Source organism: Streptomyces sp. N35 (assembly GCF_016464295.1).
Taxonomy (GTDB): Bacteria; Actinomycetota; Actinomycetes; order Streptomycetales; family Streptomycetaceae; genus Streptomyces.
Map to the genome: position 1 here is coordinate 16,848 of NZ_JAEIMH010000096.1, position 15,550 is coordinate 32,397.

The window sequence follows — 15,550 nt, forward strand, 5'->3', positions numbered from 1 at the left end:
GCTCGCCCTCGGCCGCGCCTGGGAGTCCCCCGCGTACGCGGAACTGCTTCGCGAGGCGGCACCGTTGGTCAGCGCCGCCGCCGGGGGCCACCCCCCTGGCCCCGTGCCGTGGCGGGTCGCGCTCCGCCACCCCCGCCGCCCCCCCCCCCCCCGCGCGGGGGCGCGCGGGGAGGACCCCCCCCCCCCCGCCAGCCTGCTCGGGGCCACCCGCGAGGAGGCCGCGTGGGAGAACCGCGACCTGTACACCCGCCGCCTCGCCGCCTTCGCCCGCCACCGTCCCGACTGGTTCGAGCACTGGCTCGCGGACCGCCCGTACGACCCGGACGCCCTCCTGGTGAAGGCCGAGCTCGCCCTCGGCCGCGCCTGGGAGTCCCCCGCGTACGCGGAACTGCTTCGCGAGGCGGCACCGTTGATCAGCGCCGCCGCCGAGGGCCACCCCCGTGACCCGGTGCCGTGGCGGCTCGCGCTCGACCACGCCCGCGGCACCCACGCCTCGCGCACCGTCTTCGACGCGCTGTGGCAGCAGGCCATAGACCGCGCCTCGCACCACTACGGCTGCCACACCTCGGCGGTGCAGTACCTCTCGGCCGCCTGGTACGGCTCGCACCGCGAGTGCTTCGACTTCGCCGAGCAGGCCGCCGAGGGCGCGCTGCCCGGCTCGCTGATCCACGCCCTGCCGGCCCGCGCCGCCCTCGCGTACCTCACGGGCCCCGGCTCGACCGTCCCCCGCAGGCGCCTCGACGCGGCCGCCGACCGCGCGATCGCGCTCTCCGCGGGCTACGAGCCCGGCGACCCGTACCCGGCCGAGGTGCGCAATCTCCTCACGTACGTCCTGATCCGCCTCGGACGCTGGCAGGACGCCCTGGACCAGCTGCACTTGATCGGCCCGTACGCCACCTCGTTCCCCTGGGACCGTGTCTCGGACGACCCGCTGGGCCAGTTCCTCGAGCTCCGCGACGGTGTCCGCCTCGAGGTCGCCGCAGCGACCCCCCTGCGCACACCGGCCAAACAGGCAGCTCGGGGCCACTAAGGTAGAGAGTCGTGACCACCGTCCGGCTTCCGCTCTTCCCGCTGAACACCGTGCTGTTCCCGGGACTCGTGCTGCCCCTGAACGTCTTCGAGGCGCGCTATCGGGCCATGATGCGCGATCTGTTGAAGTCCGTCCCCGAAGACTCGGAGGAACCGCGCCGTTTCGCCGTCGTGGCGATCCGCGACGGCCACGAGGTCGCCCTTGCTGCGCCCGGCCTCCCGGACCAGACGGCCACCGTCGAGAAGGGCCCCGCGGCCGGCTTCGGCGCCGACCCGGCGAAGGCTTTCCACTCGGTGGGCTGTATCGCGGACGCGGCCACCGTCCGCGAGCGCGCCGACGGCAGCTTCGAGGTCCTCGCGACCGGGACCACCCGCGTCCGTCTGGTCTCGGTGGACGCGAGCGGCGAGTATCTGACCGCCGAACTCGAAGAGCTCCCCGAGGAGCAGGGCGAGGAGGCCGGTGCGCTGGCCGAGGGCGTCCTGCGGGCCTTCCGCAACTACCAGAAGCGCCTGGCCGGAGCCCGTGAACGTTCCCTCGCCACCGGGGCCGAGCTGCCCGACGAGCCCTCGGTGGTGTCGTACCTGGTGGCGGCCGCGGCCGTGCTCGACGTACCGGCGAAGCAGCGCCTGCTCGAAGCCCCTGACACGGCGCGACGGCTGCGCGAGGAGCTGAAACTCCTTCGCACCGAGACCGCCCTGCTCCGTAACCTGCCTTCGCTGCCCGCGGTCGAGCTGACCCGGGCGCCGACCAGCCTCAACTGACGCGCGGAGCACCACGGTGGCGAAGAAGTCCAGGAAGCAGCAGTCCGCAGGCACCCCGGCGACGGTGGCACTGACGGCCGCGGGCACCGCGTTCACGGTGCACAGCTACGAACACGACCCCGCCCACCCTTCGTACGGCGAGGAGGCGGCCCAGGCGATGGGCGTCTCGCCCGAGCGGGTCTTCAAGACACTCGCCGCGGACGTCGACGGCGACCTGACCGTCGCCGTCGTCCCCGTGGCCGGCAGCCTCGACCTCAAGGCCCTCGCCGCCGCCGTCGGCGGCAAGCGCGCGGCGATGGCGGACCCTGCGGCGGCCGAGCGGACCACTGGCTACGTACGCGGGGGCATCTCCCCGCTCGGCCAGCGCAAGAAGCTGCGTACGGTCCTCGACGACTCGGCCTCGGCGCACGCCACCATCTGCGTCTCGGCGGGCCGCCGCGGCCTCGAGGTCGAGCTGTCCCCGGCGGACCTCGCGACCCTCACGGACGCGGTGCTCGCACCGATCGGCCGCGGCTGAGGCTTGCGGGACCCCTAGGCGTACCGCCCGTTCTCGGTTAAGTACCGAGAACATGTCGAAGAAGACGCGCAAGCGGAAGTGGCGGATCAAAAAGGGCAAGGCCAACCACGGAAGGCGCCCGGCCTAGGGCCTGAGCCACACGAGTAGGGCCTGAGCCCACACGACAGGCCCTAGCTCGGACCCTGCGGCGTCCCGTAGCCGTCCTTGGGCTGCGGGGGCTGCGGGGCGTCCCAGCCCGCCGCCTGGGCCGGCTCGGGATCCCGCGGCCCGAACAGCGCCGTGAGCGCCAGATGCACCGCGAGCGCGGCGATCGGCCAGGCGAGCAGCGCCCCCTTGGCGTTCAGCTCGAGCGGCGCGTCGAACGCCACCCCCTCACCGGCCGCCTTCGCGCGCGCCACGACATCGTCGCCGGGACCGAAGACCAGACCGAGCCGCCAGGCGACCACCGACGCGAGCAGACCGCCGACGGCCAGCGCGACCACCAGTGGGATGCCGCCGTGCCGGCGCAGCAGGAAGACCAGCGCTCCGGTGACGGCGCCGCAGGCCAGGGCGAGCAGGATGAACGTGCCGTCCGCACCGATCGCCTGCTCCCCCTCGGTGTCGTCGAGGAAGACGGACTTGCCGTCCGAGATCAGCGGCACATGGGGCGTGAGCCACACCCAGAGCACCCCGAGCACGACCCCGGTCACCGCGAGCCCCAGGACGGTCAGGGCGGCGTCCCGTACCTCCGTGGCGAGCCCGGGGCCGCCGGCCGCGTACGACTCGGCGGGCACCCGGGGCGGGGCCTGCCAGGGGTCGCTCGGCTGGTTCGTGTGCGGCTGCTGGGGCGGTGTGTGGGGTGCGGTCACCCTGCCATCGTGCCAGGCCTCGCCGCCGGGCCCAGGGGGTGGGCCGCCGATCGGGGGTCGCGGGCCCGCGGTCAGCGCACCGCGGCCTTGCGGTAGGCCCAGGTCGCGACCGCCAGCGAGAGCACCCCGACGCCGGCGCAGACCCCGAGGTCGAGCGCCACCGCGGACCAGTCCGGGCTGCTGTCGAACGTACGGGCAAAGGCCTCGACGCCGTACGTGGAGGGCAGCAGATCCCGCGCGTACTGCAGCAGCACGGGCATCCCGTCCGCGGGCAGCACCCCGAGCAGGAGCGCCGCGGACATGCCCAACTGGCCGAGCAGCGTGGCCAGTTCCGGCCGCGGCGCCAGGAGCCCAAGCGCCGCGCCGAGTCCGGCGAGCGCGGCTCCCGCGAGCGGGATGACGGCGAGGAGCACCCACAGATGCGTCAGCGGCAGCCCGAACAGGACGCTGCCCACGACGGCGGTGACGATCGTGCCGGGCACGGTGAACGAGGCGTACGCGCCCGCCGCCCCGAGCACCACCGACGAGGGCGGTACGGGCAGGGTCGCGTAGTGGTCGAGCCCGCCGCTGGCCCGCAGCTGCCCGAAGTACTGCGCGAGCAGGTTCAGCGCGACGAAGGCGACGACGAGGACGGAGGACCCGGCGACGACGGCCCGCGCCTCGGTTCCGCCGTCGACCACACCGCGCATCAGGATCATGATTCCGACGGACTGGAAGGTCGCCACGAACAGCAGCGGGATACGGGCCACCCGGGCCCGCGACAGCTGGGCGCGGTACACGGCGGCGAGCGACGGCAGCAGCCGCGCCCGCGGGGCGAGTTCGGTCTCCTCCGCGCGCTTGCCGGCGGCGGTGACCGCCCCGCCGGCGGCCTCGACAGGCACCACGCTCACGCCTTCACCAGCCCCTTTGCTCTCTCGGTCCGGCCGCCGAGTGCGAGATAGACATCCTCGAGACTCGGCGTGGCCAGGGTGAAGTCGTCCAGTGCCGCGAAGGCCTCGCCCCCGGTGACGGCGGCGACGGCGGCCCGCGCCTCCTCGGGCCCCAGGCGCAGGGTCCAGCGCCGGCCGGTCTCCTCGGCACTGGCGCGCAGCGCGGACACCTCGGGAACGTCGAGCGGCGCCCGCTCCCGCCATACGAGTTCGAGCCGGACCTCTCCGGCGACGGCGCTCTTCAGGCCGCCGGGGGTGTCGCAGGCGATGACGCGCCCTTCTTCGAGGACGGCCACGCGGTCGAGCACGGTCTCGGCCTCGATCACGTTGTGCGTGACGAGCAGCACGGTGGTCCCCCGCTCGGCCCGGCGCCGGTCGACGGCGGCCCAGACGGCGCGGCGGGCGACGGGGTCCATCCCGGTGGTGGGTTCGTCGAGCACGAGCAGCGAGCGCTCGCCGACCAGCGCGGTGGCGAAGCAGGCGAGCCGCCGCTCGCCGCCCGAGAGTTTCTTCAGCGGGCGTGCGGCCAGCGCACCGAGCCCGAGCTCCTCGATCACGGCGTCCCGCTCGGCACGGGCGTCCTTCAGGGGGAGCCCGCGCAGCCGCGCCGTGGTCTCGGCGGCAAGGGCGACGGTCAGCTCGTCGAGCGCGGTCGACTCCTGCCCGAGATACGCGAGGAGCCGGGCCGCACGTTCCGGGTGGCGCACGATGTCATGTCCGAGGATCCCGACGCTGCCGGAATCGGGCCGCATCAGCCCGGTCAGCTGCCGTACGAGGGTGGACTTGCCCGCGCCGTTGGGTCCGAGCAGCCCGAAGATCTCCCCGCGCCGTACGTCGAGCGAGATCCCGTCCGTCGCCCTGACCTCGGGCGTCGCGGGCTGTCCGCGTCGCGCGCGCGTGGCGGGATACGTCTTGACAAGGTCACGCACGACGCACACAGCCTCGTTGCTGTGTTCCTGGACCAATCCTGTGCGTGCACTCACGACCGAGCAGCCTACGGGACCGACCCGGGCCCTTCGCCCCCCGGCCCCGCAACTCAGTCCCAACTCAGCCCCACCTCAGTCCCACTCAGCCCCTGCGGCGCTTGAGCAGATCCGAACGAAGTTCGGATGCAGGGGGTGCGGGGACAAAGCCCTCGGTTTCGGGAAGGGGCGGGTCGGGGAGAAAAAGCCCGCCGCAGGCGCCACCCACCCCAACCCAGACGCACCCGCACCCTCACTCCGCAGGTACCGGCTCCCCCACCCTCACTCCGCAGCCACCGGCTCCCCCGCCCCCGTCCGAACATCGATCTCCCGCCAGAACCCCGCCCGGATCGCATACCGATCATGCTCATCGATCTGATCGTCCTTGTGCGCCAGCAGCCCGAACCGCGCCGCATACCGCAGCAGCTCCCCATCGATCCGATGCGGAATCCGCGGGTAGAGCACGGTGAGCTTCTGCCGCCCCGCCGGATCCGGCAGCCGCGCCAGCCACCGCCGTGCGAAGACCTGTCCGACCTCGTACGGATCCCCGCCCACGGTCGTGATGTCCTCTTCGCGGTCCGCCCACCGCTGCTCGGCGGTCGTCACCTGCGCCAGCGTCGGCAGCGACGCGACCTCGGCCGGCTCGGACGGCGCTCCCGGCCGGTCGACCCAGCCCTTGTCGGAGGACCAGCGCAGCGTGGCATTGGGCGGGTGCGGAGCCGCCGCACCGGCGCCGGGCGCCCGCAGCGCCGCCAGGTCCTTCGGCGTGGGCACCCCCTTCGCCGGGGTGTGCCGCTCCGCGGACTCGTGCTCGGCGGACCCGTTCTGCGCGGCGGCTTCCGCGGACCGCTCGGCCGCCGCGGCGAGCGCCGAGTCCGGCAGCGGCGCCGGCAGGATCGCGGCGGTCTCGGGCCGGGGCACGGGCGGGGGGGCGCAGGCTCCCCCGCGGTCCCTGGGCCGTACGGCCTGGGTGATCCACGCACGGTCGAGTACGCGCCGCTCGTCGGCCTCGGCGACGAGGTCCTCGGACTGGTTGTAATCACCGTCCGCGGCCTGCACGGCCCACAGGTGCACGGCGACCCCGTGCTCCTTGGCCGACATCAGGCCCGGCAGCAGATCGCCGTCGCCCGTCACCAGCACGACGTCCGAGCAGGCCCGGTTGCGCGCCAGCTCCGTCAGCTCGGCGTGCATCGCGGCGTCCACGCCCTTCTGCGCCCAGCGCCCGTCGCTGCGGGTCAGGGCGCCCAGGCGCACGGTGACCCGGGACATGACCCGCAGCCGCCGGTGCTCGGGCTGCGGTACGCGGTCGGGGGCGCCGTCGAACCAGTAGATCCGCAGCAGCGGCTGCTGCGTATCGGACTCGGCGCGTTCTCGCAGGGCCTGGATGAGGGCGGAGTGGTCGACGGTGATCCGCGACCGTGAGGGTTCTCCGGCGAGCAGGCTCGCGGCGGCGCCCAGCAAGTAGCCGGCGTCCACCAGGACGACACAGCGGTCCACGAGTTCCACCCTCTTCCCAAAAGGCCCCGGGACGCTCCCGCGTAAGGCGGGAATGCGGGGCGGGTTTGCAACGGGGTTGTCTTCGAGTCTGCCCGAAGGCGCGGAGGTTAACGGCCGGAACTCGATCTTCGGCGTGGCGTATCCGGAACTTACGTACAGACCACTCTCCGACAGCCCTTATTACGCACGGTAATTATCCAAAATGCGGTGCATGTCGTCATATGTGAATGTGGACTCGGCCCTGGCCCCTAGATCCCCCTCAGGAGGCAGATCACCATGGCCAAGAACAAGAACCGTCAGCAGCAGCGCGGCCAGCAGCAGCGCGGAGCGCAGCAGGAGCAGGCCGAGCGCGGTGCCGAGCAGGTCGAATCCGCGGCCGAGCAGGCGCCCAGCCCCTCGCAGTTCGCCGGCGGCAGCCCTGGTAAGCGCCAGAAGAAGTTCGGCCACAACTGAGCATCGGCTAGGTCCGGTCCAGACACACCCGAGGGGCGCGTCCGTCATGGGCGCGCCCCTCGGCGTATCAACTCATCCGTTACAGCGGCCGGTCAGCCCGCCAGGCAGGACGGTCCGAGCAGCACCTTCAGGTCGCCGAACAGCGCCGGATCGGGCTGTACGCGATGCCGGTCGAGCCGCAGGACGGTGGTCTTGCGGGCCCCCAGGAGCTTGATCCGCACCTCGGAGTTGCCCTTGTGGTGGCCGAGGATCTCGCCGAGGCGGGTGACCATCGGCGGGGTCACCTTGACGGTCGGGATCGTGATGATCACTGGCGCGTTGGTGCCCGCGTTGGACAGATCCGGCACCTGCATCTCCATCGCGACCAGGCGCGGCACGTCCTCGCGCTTGTCGAGGCGGCCCTTGACGAACACCACGGCGTCCTCGACGAGTTGGGTGGACACCAGCTGGTAGGTGGCCGGGAAGAACATGCACTCGATGGAGCCCGCGAGGTCCTCCACGGTGGCGATCGCCCATGCGTTGCCCTGCTTGGTCATCTTGCGCTGCAGGCCCGAGATGATGCCGCCGATGGTGACGATCGCACCGTCCGAGTAGTCGCCGCCGGTGAGCTGTCCGATGCCCGCGTCCGCCTTGTCCTGCAGGACGTGTTCGAGGCCGAAGAGCGGGTGGTCGGACACGTACAGACCGAGCATCTCCCGCTCCTGCGCGAGGAGATACGTCTTCTCCCACTCGTCGGTGGAGAACTCGACGTCGAGCCCGAAGCCCGGCTCGTCCGCCGCGTCCTCGTCGCCCATCCCGCCGAAGAGGTCGAACTGCCCCTCGGCCTCCTTGCGCTTGACCTGCACGACGTTGTCGATCATCGGCTCGTAGTGCGCGGTGAGGCCCTTGCGGGTGTGCCCCATCGTGTCGAACGCGCCCGCCTTGATGAGCGATTCGGTGGTCCGCTTGTTGCAGGCGACGGCCTCGACCTTGTCGAGATAGTCGGGGAACGACGCGTACTTCCCCTTCGCCTTACGGCTGCGGATGATCGACTCGACGACATTTGTACCGACGTTGCGCACGGCGGAAAGGCCGAAGAGAATCACGTCGTCGCCCTGCGCCGCGAAGTTCTGCTCGGATTCGTTCACATTCGGCGGGAGCACCTTGATGCCCATGCGCCGGCATTCGTTCAGATAGACGGCCGACTTGTCCTTGTCGTCCTTCACCGAGGTGAGCAGCGCGGCCATGTATTCGGCCGGGTAATTCGCCTTCAGATACGCGGTCCAGTAGGTGACCAGGCCGTACGCGGAGGAGTGCGCCTTGTTGAACGCGTAGCCGGCGAAGGGGACCAGAACGTCCCACAGAGCCTGGATGGCCTGGTCCGAATAACCGTTCTTCCGGGCGCCCGCCTGGAAGATCGCGAAGTTCTTCTCCAGCTCCTCGGGCTTCTTCTTGCCCATCACTCGGCGCAGAATGTCGGCTTCACCGAGCGAATAGCCGGCGACGATCTGCGCGGCCTTCTGCACCTGCTCCTGGTACACGATGAGGCCGTACGTCAGACCGAGCGTCTCCTTCAGGGGCTCTTCGAGCTCCGGGTGGATCGGCGTGATCTCCTGGCGGCCGTTCTTGCGCTCCGCATAGTTCGTATGCGAGTTCATTCCCATCGGGCCCGGCCGGTACAGGGCCGAGACGGCGGAAATGTCCTCGAAGTTGTCGGGCTGCATCTGGCGGAGCAGCGAACGCATCGGGCCGCCGTCGAACTGGAACACACCCAACGTGTCACCGCGGCAGAGCAGTTCGTACGTCGTGGGGTCGTCCAGCGGAAGGGCCAGCATCTCCAGGTCGACGCCCTTGTTGGCCTTCACCATCTTGACGGCGTCGTCCATGATCGTGAGGTTCCTGAGGCCCAGGAAGTCCATCTTGATCAGGCCGAGCGACTCGCACTGCGGGTAGTCCCACTGCGTGATCGTCACGCCGTCGGTGTGCCGCACCCAGACCGGGGCGTGGTCGATGATCGGCTCGCTGGACATGATGACGCCGGCGGCGTGCACGCCCATCTGCCGGACCAGGCCCTCGACGCCCTTGGCGGTGTCGATGACCTTCTTGACGTCAGGCTCGTTCTCGTACATCCCCCGGATCTCGCCCGCCTCGCTGTAGCGCGGGTGCTTGGGGTCGGTGATGCCGGAGAGGTCGATGCCCTTGCCGAGGACGTCGGCGGGCATGGCCTTGGTGAGCCGGTCGCCCATCGCGTACGGATAACCGAGCACGCGGGCGGAGTCCTTGATGGCGTTCTTCGCCTTGATCTTTCCGTAGGTGCCGATCATGGCGACCTTGTCGGCGCCGTACTTCTCGGTCACGTACCTGATCACTTCGACGCGCCGACGCTCGTCGAAGTCGATGTCGACATCGGGCATCGAGACGCGCTCGGGGTTGAGGAACCGCTCGAAGATCAGCCCGTGCGTGATCGGGTCGAGGTCGGTGATGCCCATCGCGTACGCGACGATCGAGCCGGCCGCGGAGCCTCGGCCCGGACCCACCGCGATGCCGTTGTTCTTGGCCCACATGATGAAGTCGGCGACGACGAGGAAGTACCCCGGGAACCCCATCTGGATGATGATGTCCATCTCGTACTCGGCCTGCTTCTGCCGGTCGTCGGGGACACCGTCGGGGTAGCGGCGGGCCATGCCGCGCCGCACTTCCTCCTTGAACCAGGTGGTGTTGGTGTAGCCGTCCGGGATCTCGAACTTCGGCATGAGGTTCTTGGCCTCGAACATGCCGGTGGTGTCGATCTGCTCGGCCACCAGGAGGGTGTTGGCGCAGCCCTCCTGCCAGGCGTCCGACGAGTCGATCGCGTACATCTCGTCGGTCGACTTCAGGTAGTAGCCGGTGCCGTCGAAGCGGAAGCGGTCGGGGTCACTGAGGTTCTTGCCGGTCTGGATGCACAGCAGGGCGTCGTGCGCGGTCGACTCGTGCGCGTACGTGTAGTGCGAGTCATTGGTGACCAGCGGCGGGATGCCGAGCTTCTTGCCGATCTCCAACAGGCCGTCGCGGACCCGGCGTTCGATCTCGATGCCGTGGTCCATCAGCTCCAGGAAGTACCGGTCCTTGCCGAAGATGTCCTGGTACTCGGAGGCCGCCTTGAGCGCCTCGTCGAACTGGCCGAGGCGCAGCCGCGTCTGCAGCTCACCGGACGGGCAGCCGGTGGAGGCGATCAGACCCTCGGACCACTGGGAGATCGTCTCCTTGTCCATACGGGGCCACTTCTGCAGCCAGCCCTCCTTGTACGCGTCCGAGGAGAGCTTGAAGAGGTTGTGCAGACCCGTCTTGTTCGCCGCCCAGATCGTCTTGTGGGTATAACCACCCGAACCGGACACGTCATCGCGCTTCTGGTGCGGCTGGCCCCACTGGATCTTCCGCTTGGTGCGCCGGGACTCGGGGGCCACATAGGCCTCGATGCCGATGATCGGCGTCACACCCGCCTTGGTGGCCGAGTGGAAGAAGTCGTACGCGCCGTGCAGGTTGCCGTGGTCGGTCATCGCGACGTGGGTCATGCCCATGTCGTTGGCCGCCTGGAACATGTCCTTGAGCCGCGCCGCACCGTCCAGGAGCGAGTACTGCGTGTGCACGTGCAGGTGCGTGAAGGGCGGCTTGGTCACGGCGGAGGACCTCCGGATTAAGGCTCGGCGACTGAGGGGGGCGACGGCCATGAAGTCTACGTCCGGCCACTGACAGGTCGCGGGCACTTCCGGGTACCTTCGAGCGTTGGACGGACGGAACATCCGACGGGGAAGTTTTGCACCAGGAGGCACCAGGAATGTCGGTCACGCAGACGGGCGCCGAGGAGCGCGGCGAGCAGATCCTCGCCGTCTTCGACACCGCGTTCGGCGAGTTGCTCGCCGCCGATCCGGCCGCGTTCCGGGTGAAGTTCCGCAAGATGGCGGCCTCGGCCTTCGCCTTCTACCGCGGCACCGCCTGCCTCTTCTACGCGGACCTGGAGCGTGAGCAGCACGGCGGACCGTTCCTGGACGACCGTACGGGCCGGGTCTGGATCCATGGTGATCTGCACGCCGAGAACTTCGGCACGTACATGGACTCCACGGGCCGGCTGATCTTCAACGTCAACGACTTCGACGAGGCGTACGTCGGCCCCTTCACCTGGGACCTCAAGCGCTTCGCCGCCTCGGTCGCGCTGATCGGCTACTCCAAGGCGCTCAGCGACGAGCAGATCTCCGAGCTGGTGACGATCTATGCGGCCGCCTACCGCGAGCGGATCCACCAGCTCGCCACCGGCGCCAAGGACGACGAGGTGCCGCCCTTCACCCTGGACACGGCCGAGGGCCCGCTCCTGAAGGCGCTGCGCGACGCCCGCTCCCTGACCCGTTTCTCGCTGCTCGACTCGATGACGGAGATCCGTGAGTTCGAGCGCCGCTTCGCGCCCGGCGGCGGCTCGATCGAGCTGGACGCGGCCACGCGCTACAAGGTGCTCGCCGCCTTCGACGGCTATCTGGAGACCCTGCCGGAGTCCTCGCTGACCCGCCCCGACTCGTACCGCGTCAAGGACGTGGTCGGGCGGCGCGGGATCGGCATCGGATCGGCCGGCCTGCCCTCGTACAACATCCTGCTCGAAGGCAACTCCGACGCCCTCGAGAACGATGTCGTGATCTACATGAAGCAGGCACAGACCCCGGCGGTCTCGCGGCACATCATGGACCAGGCGATCCGCGAGTACTTCCAGCACGAGGGCCACCGCACGGTGATCTCCCAGCGCGCGCTGCAGCAGCACGCCGACCCGTGGCTGGGCTGGACCGAGCTGGACGGCTCGGGGCAGCTGGTGGCCGAGGTGTCGCCGTACGCCGTGGACCTGGACTGGTCGGACATCGACGACCCCGAGCAGATCGCCGCCGTGGTCGCCGACCTCGGCCGGGCGACCGCGACCATGCACGCGGCGGCCGACGACGAGAGCGGCTACACGGGCCTGGTGCCGTTCTCCACCGAGCGCGCCATAGACGCCGCGATCGCGGCCGACGAGGAGGGCTTCGCGCCGCTGCTCGTGGAGTTCGCGCACGAGTACGGTGCGCGGGCCCGCCAGGATCACCAGACCTTCGTGGACCTGTTCCGTAACGGACGGATTCCGGGTCTGTAGCGGTCCGGGCGCTCATAGGAAACCCTGAGCCGACCTTTACTTATCCGTCTGGCAGACTCGCAGCGATGGACATATCGGGGACGCAGCCGAGGATGCTGCGGGCGGCGCTCTTCACGGCCTTGGTCGTGACGCTGTCCGCCGCTTCCCACGTGCTGCTCTCGCAGGTTCCGCTGCCGCTCGGCACCATCGCCGCGGTGGCCGGGGGTGTGTTCGTCCTGGCGTATCTGCTCGCCGGACGCGAGCGCGGCTTCTGGTCGATCGCGGCGCTCGTGGTGCCCCTCGAGCTCGCCGCCGACACGGTCTTCACCACCGGTCAGCATGTCTGTTACGGCCAGACCGGCGGCCCGGTCGCGGGCACCCTGCGCTCCTTCGGCCTCGACGTCCTGTGCGGCGGCTCCGATGTGGGCGCCTCGCTCGCCCAGGCGGCGGGCGCCGGCCACAAGCCGGCCGCCGAACTGCTCGCCTCCGCCGATCCGTCGTCCGCCTGGATCCTGCTCGCGGCCCATGTCGTGATCGGCCTGGGCGCCGCGGCCTGGCTGCGCCGCGGCGAACGGGCCTTCGCCCAGCTGGTGCGCGCGATGGTCGCGGTGGCGTTCCGTCCGCTCGCGATCGCGGTCGCCACGGTCACCACACGGCCGACCCCCGTACGACGCGTCGTGCGCACCGCCCAGCAGACGCGCCCCCTGTCTCCGCTGCTCATCGCCCACTGCGTGGGCCGGCGTGGTCCGCCTTGCCCGGCTGCTGTCTGAGCCATCGGTCAAGCGCATTCCACCCTTTTACGGAGATTCAGTCATGAGCAAGCGCAACAGTCAGGCGAACAAGGCCGCGGCCCGTGAGCGGCTGCGCGTCGAGCGCGAGCGGCAGGTCAAGAAGGACAAGGCACGCCGGCAGATCATCGTCGGCGCGAGCATCGTCGGCGTGCTTGCCGTCGCGGCCGGCGCCGGTTACCTGATCATGCAGGCCAACGAGCCGTCCGGCTGGGACAAGGCCGCCGAGGCCAAGGTGGTCGCCCCGGCGAACACCTCCGGCAAGAACGGCTCGACCGTCACCATCGGCGACGCCGCGAAGAACACCGTCCACCTCTACGAGGACCCGCGCTGCCCCGCCTGCGCCTCGATGGAGCAGGCCATCGGCGCCGACATCGACAAGGGCATGGAGAACGGCGATTACAAGCTGTCCTTCACCATCGGCACCTTCCTCGACGGCAACCTCTCCGGCGAGGGCTCCAAGAACGCGCTGAGCGCGCTGGGCGCGGCCCTGAACGTCAGCCCCGAGGCGTTCCTCGACTACAAGGCGGCGCTGTACTCGAAGGAGTACCACCCCGAGGAGTCCGCCGACGAGTTCGCCAAGGACGACTACCTGATCAAGGTGGCCGACACGGTCGACGGCCTGAAGAACAACAACGACTTCCAGAGCGACGTCAAGAACGGCACGTACGACGCCTGGGCGATGAAGATGAGCGACTCCTTCCAGAGCGCGAAGGACGTCACCGGCACGCCCACCATCAAGATCAACGACAAGAAGATCGAGACGCCTTCGGACAAGGCGGCCTGGGATGCCGCGCTGAAGTCGGCGGGCGTGACGAAGTAACTCCGGCCGACATCGGGCCAATCCGTTAAGAGCGGGCGAACTTTCACGGTTCGCCCGCTCTTGGCGCTTACTGATCAGTAATCTCAGCGTTCGTGACCAGTAGACTCCAGGCTCCTCACGAGCCCACTCCCGCCTCAACTCCCCGTCGCCGTACGGTCGTCAAGGCCGCCGCGACCGTCGCCGTCGCCGCGCCCTTCGCGGCCGGGGCCCTGCCCGCACAGGCCGCGGGGCCTCCCCCCCTCCTGCACGGGGTGGCCTCGGGCGACCCGCTGCCCGACGGGATCCTGCTGTGGACCCGGGTGACACCGATACCCGGGGCCACTCCCGGCTCCGGCACAGGGCCGGACACGGACGTGCACTGGGAGCTCGCCGAGGACAAGGCCTTCACCCGGACCGTCGCGCAGGGCACGGTGACCGCGCGGGCCGCCGCCGACCACACGGTCAAGGCCGATGTGCGCGGTCTGCGGCCCGCCACCGACTACTGGTTCCGCTTCACGGCCGGCGCCACGACCTCGCCGACCGGCCGCACCCGCACCGCCCCCGCCTACGACGCCCCGACGGCCGGTGTCCGCTTCGGCGTCGTCTCCTGCGCCAACTACGAGGCGGGTTACTTCTCCGCGTACCGCCATCTCGCCGCCCGCCAGGACCTGGACGCGGTGCTGCATCTCGGCGACTACATCTACGAGTACGCGAGCGGCGGCTACCCCGAGACGGACCAGGTGCTGCGCGCGCAGAAGCCGGCGCACGAGATCCTCACGCTCGCCGACTACCGGCTGCGGCACGGCACGTACAAGACGGACGCCGACCTGCGGGCCGTGCACGCGCGCCACCCGGTGATCGCGATCTGGGACGACCACGAGGTGGCCAACGACGCCTGGTCGGGCGGCGCGGAGAATCACAGCCCCGACAGCGAAGGTCCGTACGCCGCTCGCGTGCGGGCCGCCAAACAGGCCTACTTCGAGTGGATGCCGGTGCGGCCGGCGACCGAGGGGACGGTCTACCGCCGTATCCGCTACGGACAGTTGGCCGACCTGCATCTGCTCGATCTGCGCTCCTTCCGCTCCCAACAGGCGGGCGTCGGCAGCGGTGCGGTGGACGACCCGGAGCGTACGATCACCGGCCGGGCGCAGCTGGACTGGCTGAAGCAGGGGCTCTCGCAGTCGCAGGCGCGATGGAAGCTGGTCGGCACCTCGGTGATGATCTCGCCGATGGCCTTCGGCTCCGTACCGGCCCATCTCCTCGGCCCGCTCGCGGAGTTGCTGGGTCTGCCGAAGGAGGGCCTCGCCGTCAACGTCGACCAGTGGGACGGCTACACCGACGACCGCCGCGAACTGCTCGCGCACCTCACGGACCACGCCATCGAGGACACGGTCTTCCTGACCGGTGACATCCATATGGCCTGGGCCAATGACGTACCGGTGAAGGCCGCCACGTACCCCTTCTCGAAGTCCGCCGCGACGGAGTTCGTGGTCACCTCGGTGACCTCCGACAACATCGACGACATCCTGGGCGTGGCCCCGCAGACCGTGTCGCTGGTCGCGGCCGGTGCGATCAAGGCGGCCAACCGCCATGTGAAGTGGCTGGACATGGACAGCCACGGCTACGGCGTCCTCGATGTGACGGCGGCGCGGACGCAGATGGACTACTACGTCCTTTCCAACAAGACGGATGTCGACGCCACGGCGCGATGGGCGCGTTCGTACCGCACGGTGAGCGGTACGCAGCGGATCGAGCGTGCGGACAAGCCGGTCGGCTGAACCGGTGCGGGGGGCCGGCCGGGCGGGGCCGGGGGCCCCCCCCGGCCCCCCCGGCCCGGGGGGTGTATTCCCCCCCCCCCCCCC

At 70.3% G+C, this 15,550-nt stretch carries 13 protein-coding genes; 8 read left to right on the forward strand and 5 right to left on the reverse strand.

Translation table 11 applies throughout. The features are described 5' to 3' along the window. Positions 1-64 precede the first annotated feature (64 nt). The 3 genes from JAO81_RS35595 to ybaK are packed head-to-tail and all read left to right on the forward strand — an operon-like array spanning position 65 to position 2,308. On the forward strand, positions 65-1,030 hold the full coding sequence (locus JAO81_RS35595) for a hypothetical protein (RefSeq protein WP_233416391.1): 966 nt from the start codon (positions 65-67) through the stop codon (positions 1,028-1,030). Positions 1,031-1,041: 11 nt separating this feature from the next. After that, entirely contained in the window at positions 1,042-1,791 is a 750-nt protein-coding gene (locus tag JAO81_RS35600) for an LON peptidase substrate-binding domain-containing protein (RefSeq protein WP_199552129.1), read from the forward strand. A 16-nt stretch (positions 1,792-1,807) separates the two neighbouring features. Next, complete coding sequence (ybaK, locus tag JAO81_RS35605; protein ID WP_199552130.1) at positions 1,808-2,308, forward strand: Cys-tRNA(Pro) deacylase; 501 nt, start codon at positions 1,808-1,810, stop codon at positions 2,306-2,308. 170 nt (positions 2,309-2,478) lie between these two features. Here ybaK and JAO81_RS35610 read toward each other — a convergent pair whose 3' ends face one another. From JAO81_RS35610 to JAO81_RS35625, 4 genes are all read right to left on the reverse strand, one after another. Beyond that, positions 2,479-3,156 carry a hypothetical protein gene (locus JAO81_RS35610; RefSeq protein WP_199552131.1) on the reverse strand — a complete coding sequence of 226 codons (678 nt, stop codon included), beginning with the start codon at positions 3,154-3,156 and terminating at the stop codon, positions 2,479-2,481. Positions 3,157-3,227: 71 nt separating this feature from the next. Continuing rightward, positions 3,228-4,046 carry an ABC transporter permease gene (locus JAO81_RS35615; protein ID WP_199552132.1) on the reverse strand — a complete coding sequence of 273 codons (819 nt, stop codon included), beginning with the start codon at positions 4,044-4,046 and terminating at the stop codon, positions 3,228-3,230. Continuing rightward, the gene (locus JAO81_RS43795) at positions 4,043-5,023 is read right to left on the reverse strand and encodes an ABC transporter ATP-binding protein (RefSeq protein WP_199552141.1); all 981 of its coding nucleotides are present in this window, start codon (positions 5,021-5,023) and stop codon (positions 4,043-4,045) included. Before JAO81_RS43795 ends, JAO81_RS35615 begins: the two co-directional genes overlap by 4 nt. A 306-nt stretch (positions 5,024-5,329) precedes the next feature. Beyond that, entirely contained in the window at positions 5,330-6,544 is a 1,215-nt protein-coding gene (locus JAO81_RS35625; RefSeq protein ID WP_199552133.1) for an NYN domain-containing protein, read from the reverse strand. Positions 6,545-6,820: 276 nt separating this feature from the next. On the opposite strand from JAO81_RS35625, the gene JAO81_RS35630 reads away from it, so the two are divergent. Beyond that, a complete protein-coding gene (locus JAO81_RS35630) occupies positions 6,821-6,997 on the forward strand; it encodes a hypothetical protein (RefSeq protein WP_199552134.1) in 177 nt (58 codons plus the stop codon). A gap of 92 nt (positions 6,998-7,089) precedes the next feature. Here the strand turns inward: JAO81_RS35630 and dnaE are convergent, their stop codons facing one another. Further along, positions 7,090-10,632 (reverse strand): DNA polymerase III subunit alpha, encoded by a 3,543-nt coding sequence (gene dnaE, locus JAO81_RS35635; protein WP_199552135.1) that lies wholly within the window; start codon positions 10,630-10,632, stop codon positions 7,090-7,092. Between the two features lie 158 nt (positions 10,633-10,790). Here dnaE and JAO81_RS35640 point away from each other — a divergent pair, with 158 nt between their 5' ends. From JAO81_RS35640 to JAO81_RS35655, 4 genes are all read left to right on the forward strand, one after another. Beyond that, positions 10,791-12,119, forward strand: coding sequence for a DUF2252 domain-containing protein (locus JAO81_RS35640; protein ID WP_199552136.1), 1,329 nt, complete (start codon positions 10,791-10,793; stop codon positions 12,117-12,119). 65 nt (positions 12,120-12,184) lie between these two features. Beyond that, a complete protein-coding gene (locus JAO81_RS35645) occupies positions 12,185-12,868 on the forward strand; it encodes a hypothetical protein (RefSeq protein WP_199552137.1) in 684 nt (227 codons plus the stop codon). Positions 12,869-12,911: 43 nt separating this feature from the next. Next, positions 12,912-13,709 (forward strand): thioredoxin domain-containing protein, encoded by a 798-nt coding sequence (locus tag JAO81_RS35650; RefSeq protein WP_199552138.1) that lies wholly within the window; start codon positions 12,912-12,914, stop codon positions 13,707-13,709. 92 nt (positions 13,710-13,801) lie between these two features. Then, a complete protein-coding gene (locus JAO81_RS35655) occupies positions 13,802-15,466 on the forward strand; it encodes an alkaline phosphatase (protein WP_199552139.1) in 1,665 nt (554 codons plus the stop codon). Positions 15,467-15,550 lie beyond the last annotated feature (84 nt).